This is a genomic window from Pseudomonas sp. MWU16-30323, from assembly GCF_020515595.1.
GTDB lineage: Bacteria > Pseudomonadota > Gammaproteobacteria > Pseudomonadales > Pseudomonadaceae > Aquipseudomonas > Aquipseudomonas yamanorum.
In genome coordinates this window covers 158,375-176,646 of record NZ_JAIWYM010000006.1, presented here as the reverse complement: position 1 = coordinate 176,646, position 18,272 = coordinate 158,375, and the positions used below count along the sequence as shown (strand labels likewise).

At 62.0% G+C, this 18,272-nt stretch carries 17 protein-coding genes; 5 read left to right on the top strand and 12 right to left on the bottom strand.

The window, feature by feature from the left end:
- Positions 1-3: 3 nt before the first annotated feature.
- The 6 genes from LIY45_RS10210 to LIY45_RS10185 all read right to left on the bottom strand — a co-directional run bounded on the left by LIY45_RS10210 (position 4) and on the right by LIY45_RS10185 (position 8,492).
- Positions 4-642 (bottom strand): hypothetical protein, encoded by a 639-nt coding sequence (locus LIY45_RS10210; protein WP_226476218.1) that lies wholly within the window; start codon positions 640-642, stop codon positions 4-6.
- Between the two features lie 110 nt (positions 643-752).
- The gene (locus tag LIY45_RS10205) at positions 753-3,242 is read right to left on the bottom strand and encodes a TonB-dependent siderophore receptor (RefSeq protein ID WP_226476217.1); all 2,490 of its coding nucleotides are present in this window, start codon (positions 3,240-3,242) and stop codon (positions 753-755) included.
- An 89-nt stretch (positions 3,243-3,331) separates the two neighbouring features.
- Positions 3,332-4,276, bottom strand: coding sequence for a FecR family protein (locus LIY45_RS10200; RefSeq protein WP_226476216.1), 945 nt, complete (start codon positions 4,274-4,276; stop codon positions 3,332-3,334).
- Positions 4,273-4,818 carry a sigma-70 family RNA polymerase sigma factor gene (locus LIY45_RS10195; protein WP_226476215.1) on the bottom strand — a complete coding sequence of 182 codons (546 nt, stop codon included), beginning with the start codon at positions 4,816-4,818 and terminating at the stop codon, positions 4,273-4,275. Before LIY45_RS10195 ends, LIY45_RS10200 begins: the two co-directional genes overlap by 4 nt.
- A 257-nt stretch (positions 4,819-5,075) precedes the next feature.
- Positions 5,076-5,921: a DNA/RNA non-specific endonuclease gene (locus tag LIY45_RS10190; RefSeq protein WP_226476214.1), complete on the bottom strand. Its 846-nt coding sequence runs from the start codon at positions 5,919-5,921 to the stop codon at positions 5,076-5,078.
- Positions 5,922-6,344: 423 nt separating this feature from the next.
- Positions 6,345-8,492 (bottom strand): TonB-dependent receptor, encoded by a 2,148-nt coding sequence (locus tag LIY45_RS10185; protein WP_226476213.1) that lies wholly within the window; start codon positions 8,490-8,492, stop codon positions 6,345-6,347.
- 202 nt (positions 8,493-8,694) lie between these two features.
- Between LIY45_RS10185 and LIY45_RS10180 the strand changes: the two genes are divergently transcribed.
- Genes LIY45_RS10180 through LIY45_RS30795 form a run of 3 tightly spaced genes read left to right on the top strand, consistent with a single transcriptional unit; the run spans position 8,695 to position 10,078 of the window.
- Positions 8,695-8,853, top strand: coding sequence for a hypothetical protein (locus LIY45_RS10180; RefSeq protein WP_167410161.1), 159 nt, complete (start codon positions 8,695-8,697; stop codon positions 8,851-8,853).
- Positions 8,854-8,857: 4 nt separating this feature from the next.
- On the top strand, positions 8,858-9,496 hold the full coding sequence (locus LIY45_RS10175) for an XRE family transcriptional regulator (RefSeq protein ID WP_226476212.1): 639 nt from the start codon (positions 8,858-8,860) through the stop codon (positions 9,494-9,496).
- A 60-nt stretch (positions 9,497-9,556) separates the two neighbouring features.
- A complete protein-coding gene (locus tag LIY45_RS30795) occupies positions 9,557-10,078 on the top strand; it encodes a hypothetical protein (RefSeq protein ID WP_177026302.1) in 522 nt (173 codons plus the stop codon).
- 239 nt (positions 10,079-10,317) lie between these two features.
- On the opposite strand, the gene LIY45_RS10165 is transcribed toward LIY45_RS30795, so the two are convergent.
- The gene (locus LIY45_RS10165; protein WP_226476211.1) at positions 10,318-11,649 is read right to left on the bottom strand and encodes an LLM class flavin-dependent oxidoreductase; all 1,332 of its coding nucleotides are present in this window, start codon (positions 11,647-11,649) and stop codon (positions 10,318-10,320) included.
- Between the two features lie 74 nt (positions 11,650-11,723).
- Entirely contained in the window at positions 11,724-12,248 is a 525-nt protein-coding gene (locus tag LIY45_RS10160; protein ID WP_226476210.1) for a MarR family winged helix-turn-helix transcriptional regulator, read from the bottom strand.
- A 120-nt stretch (positions 12,249-12,368) separates the two neighbouring features.
- On the opposite strand from LIY45_RS10160, the gene LIY45_RS10155 reads away from it, so the two are divergent.
- Positions 12,369-13,169 carry an SDR family oxidoreductase gene (locus LIY45_RS10155; RefSeq protein ID WP_226476209.1) on the top strand — a complete coding sequence of 267 codons (801 nt, stop codon included), beginning with the start codon at positions 12,369-12,371 and terminating at the stop codon, positions 13,167-13,169.
- Between the two features lie 14 nt (positions 13,170-13,183).
- On the opposite strand, the gene LIY45_RS10150 is transcribed toward LIY45_RS10155, so the two are convergent.
- Positions 13,184-13,438, bottom strand: coding sequence for a hypothetical protein (locus LIY45_RS10150; protein WP_017477111.1), 255 nt, complete (start codon positions 13,436-13,438; stop codon positions 13,184-13,186).
- An 86-nt stretch (positions 13,439-13,524) separates the two neighbouring features.
- A complete protein-coding gene (locus LIY45_RS10145; protein ID WP_093198599.1) occupies positions 13,525-13,830 on the bottom strand; it encodes a putative quinol monooxygenase in 306 nt (101 codons plus the stop codon).
- Positions 13,831-13,982: 152 nt separating this feature from the next.
- Between LIY45_RS10145 and LIY45_RS10140 the strand changes: the two genes are divergently transcribed.
- A complete protein-coding gene (locus tag LIY45_RS10140; protein ID WP_226476208.1) occupies positions 13,983-15,698 on the top strand; it encodes an amidase in 1,716 nt (571 codons plus the stop codon).
- On the opposite strand, the gene LIY45_RS10135 is transcribed toward LIY45_RS10140, so the two are convergent.
- Entirely contained in the window at positions 15,689-15,964 is a 276-nt protein-coding gene (locus tag LIY45_RS10135; protein WP_017477108.1) for a hypothetical protein, read from the bottom strand. The genes LIY45_RS10140 and LIY45_RS10135 overlap by 10 nt on opposite strands.
- 137 nt (positions 15,965-16,101) lie before the next feature.
- The gene (locus tag LIY45_RS10130) at positions 16,102-18,252 is read right to left on the bottom strand and encodes a phospholipase C, phosphocholine-specific (protein ID WP_226476207.1); all 2,151 of its coding nucleotides are present in this window, start codon (positions 18,250-18,252) and stop codon (positions 16,102-16,104) included.
- Between the last annotated feature and the right edge of the window lie 20 nt (positions 18,253-18,272).

The window sequence follows — 18,272 nt, the reverse complement described above, 5'->3', positions numbered from 1 at the left end:
GTGTCACGCCCGTGGCACGCCGGCATCCAGTGCCGAATACTTCAGGTTATTGCCGTCGATCATTTGCTTGAGCAGGGCATTGACCTGGCGGGTGAAGGTATCGGTCACCGCCTCTTTCGGCGTGTTGGCCATCAACGGGATAAACCAGATACCCATCCAGGTATTGATCGAGTCGTGGTTGGTGCCGGTGCTCAGCGCCTGGCCTTGTGGGTCCACCGACTCCAGCTTCATGGTGTACTGATCAGTCCCCAGCGCCGGGATGATGGTGAAGGTAAAGCCGCTGATAAACGCCAGTGCCAGTTGGCCGCCACCCGGTGGATGGTTGTAGACCTTCAGGCGCAGGCTGTAATCCCCGGGCTGCTTCTGGAATTCATCCAGGGTCACGCGCCCGAACAGGCCGGAGTCGGTCAGGACTTTCTGCAGCTGTGGCTTGAGCATGTCCCGCGCTTGTGGGACTTCGGCAGCGGCGGCGTTTGTCGGCTCGCCCTGGTAGAACTTGAAGTCTACATAGACGTTCGGTTTGTTGGCGTAGCTGGCCTTCGATGGCAGCGTGACGGGGGCTACTTCGTCCTTCGTGAAGCTGGCGCAGCCGCCCATCGACAACGTGATCAGGGCCAACCCCAGCATTTTTCCAATGTGCATTACGACTTCCTTAGTGAATGGAGCGTCTCCATGGCCGGAGTTGCTGGGGGCGGATGATAAAGAGTGAGCACCGATGTTAAAAGGCCATCCTCCATAAAATAATCTGCCGATTACCACTGATACGTCGCGCTGGCCTGCACGGTGCGCTGTGAGCCATACCAGCACCACGAGTAGGAATAGCAGGACGCGACGTACTCTTTATTCGCCAGGTTGGTGGCGTTCACCGCCAGGCGCAGGTTGTCACCCTGGCGGTTGATGTGCGGGATGTCGTAGTGCACCGCTGCATCGAACAAGGTGTAGCCCGGTACCTTCAAGGTGTTGGCGGTATCGCCCCATGACGAACCGACATACCGCGCACCGGCCCCCACGCCGAAGCCCTTCAACGTGCCGTCATGCAGGGTGTAATCCGCCCAGGCCGATGCGGTATGACGCGGTACGGCATAGGTGGTAGTGCCTTCGGCAGCCACGGCCGGGCCGACGCCGATGTCACTGATGGGCGCATAACGCACGGTGTTGTTGGACTTGCTGATGCGGTTATCCAGGTAGGCGTAGGCCGCCGTGATATCCAGGTTGTCGTTCAGGCTGGCCTTGCCTTCCAGTTCAAACCCGCGGGATTGCACCTCGCCGTCCTGGATCTGGCAGCGCGAGCCGTTGCACAGGTGGGAAGCGTCCGGATCCAGTGTCGGCACGTTGGTCTGGCGCAGGTCGAAGATGGCCGCCGTGATGAAGCTGTTGCTGCCCGGCGGCTGGTACTTGATGCCGATTTCGGTCTGCTTGCCTTCAGTCGGTTGGAAGGTTGAGCCGCCGTAGCCCGTGCCGGATTGCGGCTGGAAGGACTCCGAATAGCTGACGTACGGCGCCAAGCCATTATCGAACAGGTAGACCAGGCCCAGGCGGCCGGTGAAGGCGTTGCTGTCCTGGCTGGATTTGGTCTTCTTCCGGGTCGTCATGGCCAGGGTGCTGTTGTCGGTGCTGGCCCAGTCATAACGCCCGCCCATCAACAACACCCACTTGTCCCACTTCATCTGCTCTTGCAGGTACACGCCGGTTTGCTCGCTGCGCGAGGTGGCGTCGCTGGTGTAGGCCGGTACCGGCACGGCCGCGCCGTACACCGGGTCGAAAATATCCAGCGTAGGGCCTGCGGTGTACACGCCGCTGCCCGACAGGGTGTCGGTGCTGGTGTTCTGGTAATCGGCGCCCATCAACACGGTGTGCTGCAACGGGCCAGTGTCGAATTTGGCCTGCAACTGGTTGTCGAGGGCGTAGGCGTCGATGTTCACGTCGCTGGCGATAGTCGAGCGCCGGATGGTGCGGTAATCGCTCTCCAGGTAGTTGCTGTAGAGGCTGCGGTACTGCCCTTCGCTGCGCAGGTAGCGGGCATTCTGGCGCACGGTCCAGACATCGTTGAAGTGATGCTCGAAGGCGTAGCCGATGGAGTCATACTCACGGTCACTCTTCTCGAAGCTTTTCTCGCCGTCGTAGAAATCCACGTCGATCTTGCGCCCGGTTGGGCTGTGCAGCACCGAGCCCCAGGCCGGCATCGAACCGTAGGACGCGCCTTTGGGGTCCTTCTGGAAATGCCCGAGCAAGGTCAGCGACGTGTTGTCGTCCGGGCGCCAGGTGAAGGCGGTGGACAGGGATTGGCGACGGGTTTCGGTGTGGTCGATCTGGCCGTCGGCATCGTCAAACAGGCCGGCGACACGGTAGGAATACACGCCCTGATCGTCCAACGGGCCGCTCAAGTCAAAGGTCGTGCGCTTCTTGTTGAAGGTGCCGTACTCGACGCCGACTTCATGGAACGGCGTATCCAGCGGGCGCTTGCTGACCATGTTGATCACGCCGCTGGGGGTGCCCTGCCCGTACAGCACCGACGCGGGCCCGCGCAGCACTTCGACGCGCTCCAGGTCGAAGGCGTCTTTTTGCGGCAAGGCATCCCGGCTCGAGGGCATGCGCAGGCCGTCGAGGTAGGTCGCCGGGGCAAAGCCACGGATGGTCAACTGGTCGAGACGCGAGGCGGTGGAGCCACGGGTTTCCGGGATCACGGCGGCGCTGTAGCGCAGGATCTGGTTGAGGCTTTCGGCGTTCTGCGCGCGCATCTGGTCTTTGGTGACCACGGAGATCGACTGCGGGGTTTCGATCAGCGCGGTGTCGGTCTTGGTACCCGACAGGCTGCGGGTAGCCACGTAGCCAGACACCGGGCCGGTGGGGCTTTCCGACTGGTACGCGCCGCTGATGGTGGTGGCCTGCAATTCCATGGCGCCGTCGGTGTGCGGGATGGTTTCGAGGCGGTAGCGGTCGTCGGCAATCTTCAGCGCTTGTAAGCCGCTGCCGGCCAACAATTGGCCCAGGGCGGCGTCGGTGCTGTACTGCCCGCTCAGGCCATTGCTGCGTTTGCCGCGGGTCAGGCTCGAATCAAAGGCCAATACCAGGCCCGCCTGTTCGGCGAGGCTGTTGAGGGCCTGGCTCAGGTCACCGGCGGGAATGGAAAACGCGGCACTTTCAGCCGCGAAGGATGCTTGAACGGTCAGCAGGGGTACGGCGGCAAAAGCCATCGCCACTGAAAGGGCCAGTGGCGGTAAGGGACGAGCAAGGCGCGACATGAGAAGTCCTGGGAAATGGGGGTTCTATTAGTCATGACGGCCATGTCGGAAAATCGGGCATGAATGAGAGCAGTTTTTATTCAGACGTTTTACAGCGGCTTGATCACCACCACCAAATCGGTGAAGTACTCGACCTTGATCGGCAGGTTATCTGCCAGTGACGCCAGGGCCGCGCCGGTGTCGTCGAGCTTGAATACTCCCGACACGCGCATCCCTTGCAGCGCCTGCGGGTCAAAGCGCACCAGGCCGTGACGGTAACCGGCGAGGGTTTGCAGCACCTCGCTCAGGGGTTGGTCGTCGACCTTGAGCAGGCCACGGGTCCAGGCGTCCGGGTCGGCATTGCCAATGGGTTGCGGGTTGCTGGCGTGTCCGTCCTTGAGTGTGGACTTCTGCCCTGCCGGCACTTTCACGTCCCCTGCGCGGGTGCCTTTGACGGCCACGGTGGACTCGATCACGGTGACAACGGTCGCGCCGTCCTCGGCCTTGCGCACCAGGAAACGCGTGCCCAACGCCGTGGCCGTGCCCTGGTCGGTGTGCACCACGAACGGCCGTTGCGCGTCCTTGGCCACCTCGACCCACATCTCGCCCTGCAACAGTTCGATCACCCGTTGGTGGCCGTCGAACTTCACGTCCAGCGCCGAGTTGCTGTTGAGCTGCACCTGGCTGCCGTCGGCCAGTGCCACCTGACGCCGTTCGCCAACGCTGGTGCGTTGGTCGGCCATCCACACCGGCAGCCGCTCAATCCCGGCCCAGCCGCACAGCAACACAGCCAACAGCGCGACGGCCTGGGTGCCACGGGCGGCAAACCTTGGTTTTTGCGGGGCAAACGCGCGGTTCAGGGCAAGGCGCGCCGGGGCGGCGGGTAATTCGTCGAGGCTGCCCCATAGGCTGCGCATCCGTTCGATGGCGACGGCATGCCGTGGGTCGGCCTGGCACCAGGCATCGAATGCGGCACGGTCGGCTTCGGTCACGTGATCGTCGTGCAACAACGTCAGCCAACGGGCGGCTTCACTGATGATCTGCTCGGCACTCACGACAGCGGGTCCGCCCCGTGCAGGGTGTGATAGCAGTGCACCAGTGCGCTGGAGATGTAGTTCTTCACGGTGCTGGGTGACACCTGAAGTTGTGCGGCGATTTCGCTGTAGGTCAGCCCGTCGAGGCGGCTGAGCAGGAAGGCTTCGCGGGCCTTGGCGGGCAAGCCGGTGAGCATGTCGGCAATCCGCTCCAGGGCCTGGAGTGCCACATGAATGGCCGCCGGATCCGGCATACCGGCGTCTTCGCCCTGAATCACCAGGGCTTCCATGTAGGCCTTCTCGATCCGCCGCCGACGCGCACCATCAATCATCAAGCGCCCCGCCGTCGTCGCCAGGAAGGCCCGGGGTTCCTTGATGGTGTGGGGTTCGGCCAGCAGCAGGATGCGGATAAACGCGTCGTGGGCCAGGTCGGCGGCATGTTGTGAGCAGCCGAGTTTCTTGCGCAGCCAACCGTGCAACCAGGAATGGTGGTCGCTGTAGAGGGCGGTGAGGGTCTGCTGGCGACGGGCTGTATCAGCCTTGGCTACAGGAAAGTCATGCATGCGCAAAAATTTCTCAAACAAGAAAGATTACCAATTGCGCAAACGATGACAGTAAAACGGAGGGGGAGCAAGGGGCTCGCCGATCGAAGCCGTGACGGTGATGGGGGGTTAACGGGATGCAGGTAGAGGGCAACGACCTTTTAACTGAAGCATTAACACTGCACTTAGTTAGATACAGCAAAAGTCGACAGGCACTGGCGTACCTGCCAACTTAATGGACGCATGACAATTAATGACGAACGTCTAGAGTGCGACGGTTACTTGCAACCCATCCTCTGCGGAAGTTGCCCTTGCTTCGACTTAAGTGCAGTTTGTACCGCTTGGGGCAACTCACTCCAGAATGTCAGCCCCGAACGCTGTTCAATCTGTTCGACTGTCGCACGATAGTCACAGAAGTTCGCACCCTTGGGGGTTTCCTGATTCAGGATGAACGAGGCATAAAGTCCGTCTTGGGGCGACTTGCCCACGGAAACAATCTTCCAGTAGCCGCTGGGAATCGTGTGGACCTTGTTGGTCCCCGGCAAGGTGCCGATGAATTTCTCATACAGCGGGCCAGTCATCACGTACACCTCATCCACTGCCGCGTCCTGGCTCAGGTTGCGCTCCTGATCCTCCAGGCGTGCCCAAGGGCCCTGGTTCAAATCGGACTTTTGCGGGGTGATGTTGGACAGGTAATTGAGGGTTTGCCAATCGGAGACGCCCGCCATCGACGCCAGGTTTGCCTGGTGCCCACGGTCGACCTTGAGCGCCACGTTGGCACCGTTATAGTCAACAGGGTCAAGGGTTTCACCCGCCGGAATCGCCGGGTCCGTCTGCCAGTTACGCGGGCGCCCGCTGGCCGGCGTGGACTTGGTGATCCGGTAAGCCACCCAGTTGGCGAACTTGGTCGACGCATTGTTATTGAGGCTGTAGGCCTGGCGATTCAACGTCAGCGGCCCACCGCCCGAAGGGCAGCCCTGGGAACAATTATCGACCGTGACGGCCTGCTCGAGCGGCGCCTGGATGGCGCGCTCCGGTGCCTGTGAAGGCGGGGTGCTGATACAGCCCGCCATCAGCGGCACCCACAACAACGCGACGTATTTGAACAATGCTTTCCTTTGCATGGTAATACTCCATTTACAGCAGATTAATTAAGTTTAAGGCGATAAAACAGGCGCAACGGGTCCCGACAGTGCAAAAGCCACTTCGTGATGAGATGACTACGCTATCAAGTTGATTGCTGACAGTTGGATAACTGTATTTGCGCGTAACGCGACATTCCATGTGCGTACACGCTTAAGTACCCACGCCAGTGGCGCAAGTAACTAACTGCTCATGAAAAATCATCTTTCGGTTGAGCAGGCTTTATCTTATACACGTAATTGTTACAAAAAAACCAGCGTTAAAATCAAAAAAATCAGCCCGTAAACCCGATCCAATGTGGGAGCCGGGCTTGCCCGCGATGCACGCGACTCGGTGTTTCAGTTACACCGAGGTGATGCCATCGCAGGCAAGCCAGCTCCCACAGTTGATCTTTGCTTGGCTGATTAACGCCAGCTCCAGGAAACCCCGGTGTACACGCCCATGCCATCTCCCGGCGTGGACCGCGCTACGTCCAGCCCCTTGTCGTCATAACCCGGCGTGACGGTATTGGCGTAGCGCTGGTTGGTCAGGTTGCGCAGGTCGACCCAGGCTTGCCAGTCGTGCTTCGGCGCGTCATACCCGACCGTCGCGCCAAGCAGCGTGTAGGCCGCCGCGTAGTAGGAATTGGCGTAGTCCACTGCCACCCGCGATGAGTGCTCGCCATTGAGGCTGGTGTAGAAACCGCTGGGATGGCTGTAGCGCAATTGCGCCTGATAATAGTGCTTGGGGATGCCCGGCAAGGTGTTGTCGCCGAAGCGGTCGTCGTTGCGGTAGTGGAAGTCGCTGTAGGTGTAGGCCTGGCGCAAGGCAAGCTGGCCGGTGCGGCCGCCATCCCACAGTGGGCTGATCAGGCTCAGTTCCACGCCTTGGTGCACCGTGGGGCTGGCATTGGATTCGGCGATGATTGCCGAGGTGGTGGAGGTCGCAGCTTGGGTTTCGACGCTGAGCAGTTCGTGGCGTACTTCGGAACGGTACAGCGCCAGGTCCCACTGGCCGAACCATTCTTCACCGCGCCCGCCGACTTCCAGGGTGGTTGCGGTCTGGTTTTTCAGCTTCACGCCTTCGCGTTGCAACCCACTCGCCGGGCCGCTGTTGGCCGGGAAATACTTGTTGGAACCCCAGATCATCGACCACGCATGAGGCGGCTCAACCGAGCGGCTCAGGTTGCCGTACACCTGCAGCTGCGGGCTGAAGTCATAGCGCAGGCCAACCCGTGGCGCGTAATCCCAATCGTGCTGGCTGACGGGTGTGTGGGTTTCTGGATAGCTGACTTCGGTTGCACGGCGGGTGTAGATCGCCGCCAGCCCGGTGGTCAGCCAAAGGTCCGGTACCAGCTCCAGGTCGTTGCCAACATGCAGCACGCTGTCGGAACCCAGGTAGCTGTAGTCGCGGGTCTTGGTGCCGGGCGCGTAGCCCGCCGTATTGCCCGTCGGGATCCGCACGAATTCCGAGCCGCCGTTATTTGGCATTGCCTGAGTCGTGCGCAAACCGATGGTGGTCTTGCTGTCGCGCCCGAACAGCGTGTCCTGGCGGATGTAATTCACGGTGCCACTGACGTCGGTGTAGGCGACCTTCAGGCGGTTGGTGCCCTCGCGCAAGTCCATCGGATAGTCGTGATACGCCAGCCCGACCTCGACCCGGGCGTTGTCGTCCAGGTGCAGGGTGGTTTTGTTGGCGATCCAGGTCGAGCCCGGTTGCAGGCGTTTGGAGTCCCGCGTCACGTTGAGGGTGGCAGCGGCGCGTGGGTCGTGGCTGATCTGGTCGCGGGTCAGCTTGCCCGGGGAATCGTTGTCGGTTTCGCGGTAGCGAAAGTAGAAGCGGGTTTCCAGGTCGGGGTTGAAGCGGTAGCCGAAGTTGGCCGCCATGCCCTTGCCGCTGCCGGCGCTGTGGTTCTGGAAACCGTCGTAGTGCGAATCGGTGAGGCTGATGTAGTAGTCGGCATCCCCCAGCACCTGCCCCGAGCTGATTTCCCGTTGGGCGTAGCCATGGCTGCCGGCTTCGTAGCGCACTTGCAGCTTGGGGGCCTCGTAGCCGGTGTGGGTGACGTAGTTGACCGCACCGCCCAGGGCCAATGCGCCCTGGTCAAAACCATTGGCGCCGCGCAGCACTTCAACGCGGCTGAGCCACAACGGGTCCTTGAGTTCGTAGGGCGTGCCGCCCGGGCCGGTCAGCGGCAGGCCGTCGAAGGTTTCGTACAGGCCGGACGCGTGGGCGCCGGGGCCCCGGTTGAGGCCCGAACCACGAATGGAAAGCTTCACCCCTTCGTTGTTCGCGGCCTTGGCGTACACGCCGGCCTGGTACTTGAACACGTCCTCGTTGGTGCTGACCCGTCCCTGGTCGACGCTGCCCATGTCGATGTAGTTGGTGGCGCCGGGCACGCTCTTGAGCTGGACCTGGGCCAGTTCATCGGCGCTGAGTTCGGCGCTGCTGACTTCGACGGGAGCCAGTTGCAGCGTGTCATCAGCCTGAGTGACAGGGCTGAAGCTCAGGGCGGCGCCAAAGCCCAGCAAGGGCCAGGCTTTTCGGGCGGGGAACGGAAACGCGGGGGGCATGGGGGTAAATCCTTGGAATTCGTTTTTGCGGCGAACTTGGCCCAATGGGAAGCCTGTGAAGCCCGACGGGTCACCACTGATGGACGTACAGGCGCCATTCGGCGTTAAGTCCAAAATCGAATTACCAAATGCAAACTCAGTATTTATGGAAATAAGCGCCACGGATTACTGTAGGGCCATTGAGTCCCCAGAGATTTACGTCATGCAAACATCCGCCACCGTCATCGATTTCACCCTCCACCGCAAACGCCGCCAGGCTCGCGCAGCGGCTGAACTGATGTGGGCGATGTACGCGGCGCGGGCCGGGGTCGCGGTGTTTACCGCACACGTCACCACGTCCAGCGATACCCGCCGGGCGTGAGGTCATGAATTTCCTGCACGCGCTTCCCGAAGTGCCCGACCTCCCCTCCAAACCCAAGGATTGCAACAGCGGCGACGATGACGCCATCGGCCAGTGCGTCGCGCAGAACCTGCAACGCCTGCGCAGTAAACGCTACCTGTCACTGGATGCCCTGGCGCGCAACTGCGGGGTAAGCCGGGCGATGCTGGCGCAGATCGAGTCCGGGCGCAGCGTGCCGTCGATCAAGGTGCTGTGCAAGATTGCCAAGGGCTTGAAAGTCTCTGTGGCCGCCTTCCTGGAAAACCGTGCGTTCGAAGGGGTTGAACTGCTGCCGGCACAACAGAGCAAACGCTTGGTGAGTGCCGACGGCAGCTTCATCAGCCGGGCGCTGTTTCCCTACGATATGGCGCGCCAGTCGGAGTTCTACGAGATCCGCTTGAAGGCACTCGGCGAAGAGATTTCAGAAGGTCACGGGCCAGGCATCCAGGAAAACCTGGTGGTGGCCCAGGGCGTTCTGGAAGTCAGCGTCAACGACGAACGCTACCTGCTGTCCACTGGTGACTCGATCCTGTTCTACGCCGACCAGCCCCACCGCTACCGCAACCCGGCCGACAGTGAGGCGGTGGCGTTCCTGGTAATCACCTACCCGGAACGCCTGGACTGAAACGCAAAAAGCCCCGGCACTCGCCGGGGCTTTTTGATGTCACGCCAAACGAATCAGCAGGTGCAGCACATCATCGGCATGCCGTTGCAGCTCATCATCATCGGCATGGCGCAGTCGTTCATCATCTTCATCATCAGCATGCAGCAGTTGTTCATCATGTCCATGCTCATGCCAGGCATCGGCATCATGGTGCAGGTCATGCAGTCGGCTTCCATCTTGCATTCCATGACGCACTTCATCATCGGCATGGGCATGCCCATCGGCATCATCATCGGCATGTTCAGGGTGGACATGCTGTTCATCATCGCCATGCCGTCCTTCGACATGCACATCATCGACATGTTGGCGCACTGCATCATCATCGGCATGCCGCAGTTCATCATCATCGCCATCATTTCGGCGTTGTTCTTGAACATCGCCATGTCCATGCCGGCGGCCGGCTTCATGGTGCACATCATGGCCTCGTCGGTCATCGTGCAGGTCATGGTGGCCATCATCATCGGCATGCCCATCATCGGCATCATTGGCATCGCGTTGTTCATTGGCATCTGCATGGCGTTCATCATGTTCGAAACTCCGTAATCGACAGGAAATGAGTAAGTTCTGGGGCCGATTCTAGAGATGCGCCGCAACGGCGCAAGGCGTTGGCCCAGCAGCAGAAATGGACGTTGCATAGGGGTTTATCGGAGCGAGACAGCCGATAATTCCGCGATGACAGATTTAGTCACGCGATCACGCCGACCCGCTCCGTTATCAGGGCCGAACCGGCGTGATGGATATGCGATTGGGGAATGGCCTCCAATCATAAGGAAATAAACGATCTAACCAGCGTGAAAATACCGGTTTACCGGACGCGGCAGCCCGAGGTTTTCCCGCAGGGTAGAGCCTTCGTACTCCCGCCGGAAGATCCCGCGCCCCTGTAACTCGGGCACCACCTTGGCGACAAAATCATCAAGCCCACCCGGCAGCCACGGGAACATGATGTTGAAGCCATCGCTGCCCTCTTCTTCCAGCCACTGCTGCATCTCGTCGGCAATGCTGCGGGCCGTGCCGACAAACGACAAGCCGGCATACCCGCCGAGGCGTTGGGCCAACTGGCGCACCGTCAACTGCTCGCGATCAGCCAGCGCCAGCACCCGCTCGCGAGCGCTTTGGCTGGCGTTGGTTTGGGGAATCGCCGGGAGGTATTGGTCGGGATCAAACTTCGTCGCGTCTGTACCCAGCGCTATGGACAGCGAGGCCATCGCGCTTTCGTAATGCACCAGGCTGTCGAGGTGTGCACGAATCCGCCGCGCGTCTTCCAGCGTATCGCCGACCACCACAAACGCCCCGGGCAGAATCTTCAGGTGGTCGGGATGCCGACCGACCGCCAGCATCCGGCGCTTGATATCCCCATAGAACTTGCGCCCTTCTTCCAGGGTGCCCGGCGCGACAAAAATCACCTCGGCGGTTTCCGCCGCCAGCTGACGCCCGGGTTCCGAGGCACCGGCCTGCACGATCACCGGCCAGCCCTGCACCGGCCGCGCAATGTGCAGCGGGCCGCGCACGTTGAGGTAGCGACCGTGATGGTTGAGGGTGTGCAGCTTATCCGGATCGAAGTACACGCCGCTGTCAGCATCGCGAATGAAGGCATCATCGGCCCAACTGTCCCAGAGCCCGGTCACCACATCGTAGAACTCCCGCGCACGGGCGTAGCGCTCGTCGTGATCGTAGGCCTGTTCCAGGCCGAAATTCTGCGCGGCATCCGGGTTGGCGGTGGTGACGATATTCCAGCCCGCGCGGCCGTTGCTCAGGTGATCCAGCGACGCGAAGCGACGGGCGATGTGGAACGGTTCGTCGTAGGTGGTCGAGGCCGTGGCCACCAGGCCGATGTGCTCGGTGGCTTGACTGAGGGCCGACAACAAGGTGAACGGTTCGAACGACGTGGCGGTATGGCTGCGCTTCAACGCGTCGATGGGCATGTTGAGCAAGGCCAGGTGGTCGGCCATGAAGAAGGCATCGAAACGCGCCTTCTCCAGGGTTTGGGCAAAAGCCTTGAGGTGCGTGAAGTTGAAGTTGGCGTCACGGTAAGCGCCGGGATAGCGCCAGGCGCCGGTGTGAATGCTGACCGGGCGCATGAACGCGCCCAGTTTCAGTTGGCGTGGAGTGGTCATGGAAAGCCCCTGATCGAGAGGGGCTCAGCATCGGATGCGCGAACGGCGTCTGTCTAATAACGAAAGGATCTGGCTTATGCCTGCGCGGACTGGCTGTTGTAGTCCGCCAAAAACGCGTCGGAGGCGATATGGTCTGCCATGGCCCGCAACTGCGCGGCCGAATCATGCCCCAGCACCTCCTCCACCCGGTTGTTGGCAGACGCCCAGAACACCAGGGCCTCATTGAACAGCGCTTCGCCCTTGGGCGTGAGCACACAGCGCTTGGTGCGCTTGTCCAAGGCATCCGGACGCAGCTCGACGATCCCGTCACGCACCAGCGGCTTCATGGCATGGGTCAGCGCCGACATCAGGATCGCCAGGCGTCCGGCCAGCTCCTGCAACGTCGGGCCCGCCTGCTCGTCGACCGCCGCCAATCGGGCGATTTCACCCAGCAAGCCGACCTGTGTGGCCTTCAGGCCGATCGGCGCCAGCGCTTCGTCATACAGCTGCCCCAGCCGCCTGGCGGCGCGGCGCAGTGCGTTGTTGGTGCACGCCACGTCCCCCAGCAGACTCAAAAGGTCGGCGCGAGCATCAGGCTTGTCAGTCTTCTCAGTTGGCATTTTCAGCTCCTCTCTGCCCCTAGAATGATTGAGTACTAAACCATTGACAAGGACAAACACCCAGCCTATAACTTGAGCCCTCAACAATATTGGTTGAGTACTCATCTATTGGAGCCGTTCATGTCGACCCCCGCTTCCACAAAAATTGCCCTCATCACTGGCGCGTCTTCCGGTATTGGCGCTGTGTATGCCGACCGATTGGCGGCTCGCGGCTACGATTTGATCCTGGTCGCCCGTCGCGAAGACCGCCTCAAAGCCCTGGCGGCGAAGATCACTCAAGCCCACGGGCGCCAGGTCCAGACCGTCGGCGCCGACCTGGTCAACCCCGCCGACCTCGCCCGTGTCGAAAGCCTGCTCGCCAGCAACCCGGCAATCCACGTGCTGGTGAATAACGCCGGCCTGGCCCGCCTGCACCCGCTGGCTCAATCCTCGGTCGAAGATTCCATGACCCAGATCGCCCTGAACATCACCGCCCTCACCCGCCTGACCCACGCGGCGCTGCCGGGCATGCTCGTGCGCAATGAAGGTGTGATCATCAACGTGGCGTCAGTGTTGAGCGTGCATTCGCTGCCGGTCAGTTCCGTGTACAGCGGCACCAAAAGCTATGTCCTGGCGTTCAGCCGTGGCCTGCAAGCGGAACTGGCGGAAACCGGGGTGAAGGTGCAGATTGTGTTGCCGGGGTCTACCGCTACCGAGATCTGGGACGCCTCGGGCATTCCGCTTTCGGCCCTGCAACAGGAGTCGGTCATGACCACAGAAAACCTGGTGGACGCGGCACTGGCCGGGCTGGATCAGGGCGAGACGATCACCTGGCCGTCGGTGGCCGATGGTTCGCTGTGGGATGCCTATGACGCGGCGCGTGGTGCGTTGTTTGCGGCAACGCAGACGGGTAAGCCGGCGCCCCGGTACGGGATTGTCTGAGGCGTCAACCGGTCTTATTGAATACCGATGGAAAAACGCCGCACAGTCTGCTCCTCACGGGGCAGGCTGATGTCGCCTTCGTAGGTGCACTCGCGGCCGGTGCAGCTGTTTTCCACGGTCACGGGCGCAACGCTTTTGACCGGGAAGCGCGGCTTGGGCTCAGCCTGCGGCGTGAGGGGGACAGCGCTGAGGATCGGTGCCTCGTAGGTCAGGTCCAGGTTGGACGCGTGGGCCGGGGTGGCCAGAACGGCAAGCAGTGCGCTCGCCATGACAGTCCTTGTAAACAACATCGAAATCTTTCCGGGCAGCAAAAAATGAAGGGCCAATGATAAACCCTTGAGCCACCGGGTTGAAGTCAGCGTACCTGGACCGCCGGTTCCAGCACCAATACGTTGGAGGGGCCCGCACGGAATGTCGGGTTGTGCTTGGCGGCTTCCAGCATGTGAGGAGCTGCGTGGTGATCCTTGAGCGCCGCCTTTGAAGCCCACGTCTCGATCAACACGAAACTGTCGCTGTTACCCTCAACCGGATGCAGGTCGTACTGGATGCAACCCGCTTCAGCCCGCACCAGCGGCGCCAGTCTGGCAAACGCGGCCAACTGGTCCGCCCCCCGCCCAGGCTGGGTATTAATGATGACGACAAGCCGCACTTCATCGGACATAAACCGCACCGTTATCGATAAGGAAATTGAGGGGCCACAGTAAGGGATGCCATGCTCTGGCGCTATGAAAAATCTATCAGTAAGCTACTTTCACTGAATGGATTGAGTCAGCACTCAACCCCTCCCCCTTTTCTGCACCCGGCGATAACCACGTGATCGAAGTAACCGAAGTTTCCATTGCCCAGTTGCGCGCTGCGCTCGAGTCCGGCCAGACCACGGCAGTTGAGTTGGTAGAGGCCTACCTCGCCAGGATCGACGCCTACGACGCGCCCAACACCGCCACTGCCCTCAACGCCGTGGTGGTGCGCAACCCTCAGGCACTGGAGGAAGCGCGCGCTTGCGATGCACGTCGGGCCAGCGGCAACACTCTGGGCCCGCTCGACGGCATTCCCTATACCGCCAAAGACAGCTACCTGGTCAAAGGCCTCACCGCCGCCTCCGGCAGCCCGGCTTTCGCGAACCTGGTTGCCTACCGCGACGCGTTCACCATTGAGCGGCTGCGCGCCGCCGGCGCCATTTGCCTGGGCAAGACCAACATGCCGCCCATGGCCAACGGCGGCATGCAGCGCGGTGTGTATGGCCGGGCCGAGAGCCCGTACAACGCCGACTACCTGACCGCGCCGTTCGCCTCGGGCTCCTCCAACGGCGCCGGCACGGCCACTGCGGCGAGCTTCGCGGCATTTGGCCTGGCGGAAGAGACCTGGTCCAGCGGGCGCGGCCCGGCGTCCAACAATGGCCTGTGTGCCTACACCCCGTCCCGTGGCGTGATCTCGGTACGCGGCAACTGGCCGCTGACCCCGACCATGGACGTGGTCGTGCCCTACGCCCGCACCATGGCCGACCTGCTTGAAGTACTCGACGTCGTGGTCGCAGAAGACCCCGACACACGCGGCGACCTGTGGCGGATGCAACCCTGGGTGCCGATCCCCAGCGTCGCTTCGGTTCGCCCCGAATCCTACGGCGCCCTGGCCGCGACCGGCGATGCACTCGCCGGCAAACGCTTCGGTGTACCACGCATGTACATCAATGCCGACCCCGAGGCCGGCACCAGCGACGCCCCGGGAATCGGCGGCCCCACTGGCCAGCGCATCAACACCCGGGCCTCGGTGATAGACCTCTGGGAAGCCGCGCGCAAGGCACTCGAAGCGGCCGGTGCAGAAGTGGTCGAGGTGGATTTCCCGCTGGTTTCCAATTGCGAAGGCGATCGCCCGGGCGCACCGAAAGTGTCTACCCGAGGCCTGGTGTCGAAAGAATTCCTCCACGACGAATTGTGGGAACTGTCGGCCTGGGCGTTCGATGATTTCCTGCGCGCCAACAACGACCCTGCGTTGAACCGCCTGGCCGATGTCGACGGCCCGAACATCTTCCCCCACGACCCCGGCACCCTGCCCAACCGCGAAGACGACCTGGCCGCGGGCATGGACGAATACGTGCGCATGGCCGAGCGCGGCATCACGCCGTGGGACAAGATCAGCACTGTGCCCGACGGCCTGCGTGGCCTGGAACAAACTCGGCGCATCGACCTTGAAGACTGGATGGATAAGCTGGGGCTGGATGCGGTGATTTTCCCGACCGTCGCCGACGTAGGCCCGGCGGATGCGGATGTGAATCCCGCGTCGGCGGATATCGCGTGGAGCAACGGTGTATGGGTGGCCAACGGTAACCTCGCCATCCGCCATTTGGGCGTGCCGACAGTGACGGTGCCCATGGGTGTCATGGCGGACATCGGCATGCCGGTGGGGCTGACCTTTGCCGGGCGGGCTTATGACGACTCGGCGTTGCTGCGATTGGCGTCGGCGTATGAGGCGACGGGGAGCAAGCGCCGGGTGCCGCCGCGTACGCCGGTGCTGGTGGCTCGTCAGGCCTGATCGGTTTCGCTGCTGATTTTGCGCATCAACCGATCGGCTTCCGACCCGGGTTCAAATCGAAAGCCGTTCATCTCGTCGAGGAGCAGGCAGTCGCTGATGGCCTCCCACAGCTGCGCCTGGGTCGGCTTGTTGCGCAGCAGAATGTACGAGAGCAAAAGTCGCTCGATGGGAACGCCTCGATTGGAGGCGGTTTCAATGATTGCCAGCAGGATAAAGCGCAGTCGAACTTCCCGCTCCGTGGGCCATACCGTTTTTCGCTTACCCAATGCCGGGCCTCAGTGTCAGGAAAAGCGTGAGGCTATGGCCGCGAGGGGTAGTGTTTCAAGCGCTGCATGGGAAGAAAGCCCTGCTCCTACGGAAAACAGGGAAAGGACCTACGCCCCCCCCAGTGATCAACAGCCTTTTACCCGCGCTTACCCATCAACGGATCACTGATACTGTGCGCCCCCGTCTCGATCCGCCCCGCCACTCGCCGCCCCCAGCCATGCTCGTCACGTAGCTTGAAATCATACCAGCCCCCATTCGGCTGGCAGGAGAACGTCCGTTGCACGGTACTGCCGCCCGCAATCTCAAGCAGCCAAGGCCCTTGTTTGGTGTAAGGGCAACGCTCGATGGTCACCGAGGCAGCATGCTTGCCGGGGTTGGCCAGGGTCAGCAACAAGCTGTCGCCGTGATACGCCAGGGATAACTCGGGCTCGCGACGCTGCAGGTGCCCCTTGAACGACCTGTGGAACCCATTCGGCCCCAACAGCCAGAGCTTGTAGGCCCCCGCGACTTGCCAGGTGTCGCTGAGGTGTTTGCCCGCTTCCACCGTGTAGCGGCGCGGGACCTCGTCCAGGTGCAAGCGATCGTAGACATGGAAGACCGCGCCTTGTTCGCCATTGTTGAAGAAGTCCAGGCTCACTGAGCTGGCGCGACGATCAACCGAGCTTTCGACGTTCAACTGGTACGGCAGCGCTCGGGATGGCCGCGCCATTCGCGCCTGGAACGGTGCCTGTTGCTGGCCCACGGTTGGCAGGGCGACCTGGGGCAGTTGCTCCTGACGTTGACGCAGGGAGTCGGCGGCCTGGCGGCTGATGGTGTGCAGCGGTGGCAAGGTCTCGGTGTTTGGGTTGACGAAGTTGAAGGCGGAGGTGAGGTCACCGCAGACGGCACGGCGCCAGGCGCTGATATTGGGTTCGCGTACGTGGAAGCGCTTTTCCAGAAATTGCAGCACCGAGGTGTGATCAAACGCCTGGGAGTTGACCCAACCACCACGGCTCCACGGCGACAGCACCAGCATCGGCACCCGCGGGCCGGGCCCGTACACGCCGCCGTCGGGCGCGGGTTGCTGGCTAGAACCGGGTGGCGCCGGGTGGGTGAAGATCTCGCTGTCGAACTTCACTGTGGACTTGCCGGCAAAGCTGCCGTCCAGGCGTTTGGAGGGGGCCGATGGCGACGGCACGTGGTCGAAGAAGCCGTCGTTTTCATCGTAGTTGACCAGCAGTACCGTCTTGCTCCAAACGTCCGGGTTGGCGGTCAGCGCCTTGAGGATTTCCTGGGTGAACCAGCCACCCTGCACCGGGCTGGAAGGCCCTGGGTGTTCGGAGTAATCGGCCGGGGCCACCAGCCAACTGACCTGGGGCAGGCGCCCGTCGTTCACGTCTTTGCGAAAGCCCTGGATGATCGCCTCAAGGTCGCTGCCGCTGACCGCCGGCAGGGTGTTGCCATTGCCTTTGTACAACGGCACCCGGGCATTCAGTTGGTCGCTGTAGGGCACGAAGTCTTTAAAGTCTTTCGGTGGCACGGCGGGGTTGCCGGCCGCGACGCTGGCCGCGCGAAACTGACGAAACCCGGCCAAGGGGTTGTCGCCAAAGTTATCCGGCAAGTACTGGTAAACCTTCCAGCTCACGCCCGCTTCTTCCAGGCGCTCGGGATAGGTTTTCCAGGTGTAGCCCACGCTCACGGCACCGGGGCCGTCCCATTCGTTGACCACCGCCGCCACATTCGCGCCGGTGGGGCCGTTGGTGCCGGTCCAGTGGAACAGCCGATTGGGATTGGTGCCGGCGTGCACCGAACAATGGTAGGCATCGCACACGGTAAAGGTGTTGGCCAGGGCGAACTGGAACGGCACTTCCTGCTCGCGGTAGTAGCCCATCGAGGTGGGCGTCTTGTACGTTGGCCAGGCATTCATCCGGCCACTGCCCCACGCGGCGTGCTCATCGACCCAGGAGTGGGGCGTACCACTGACCCGCTGCGCGTTGCCACGGGAACTGTCCAGGTGATAGGGCAAAATCCGCCGCCCGACGCCCTGCTGCTCCCACACCCGATGCCCACCCTGCAGTGGAATGGTGAAGCGGTCACTGAACCCGCGCACGCCGGGCAAGGTGCCGAAGTAATGATCGAATGAGCGGTTTTCCTGCATCAGGATCACCACATGTTCGACGTCCATGAGGGTGCCGGTGCGGTTGTTGGCGGGGATCGCCAGGGCCTGGCGAATGGAGTCGGGCAACAGGGTGTAGGCGGATCCGATGGCAGCTGCCTGCAGCAGCTTTCTGCGCGTAAGAGTCGGCATAAGACGATTCAATCCCTTGA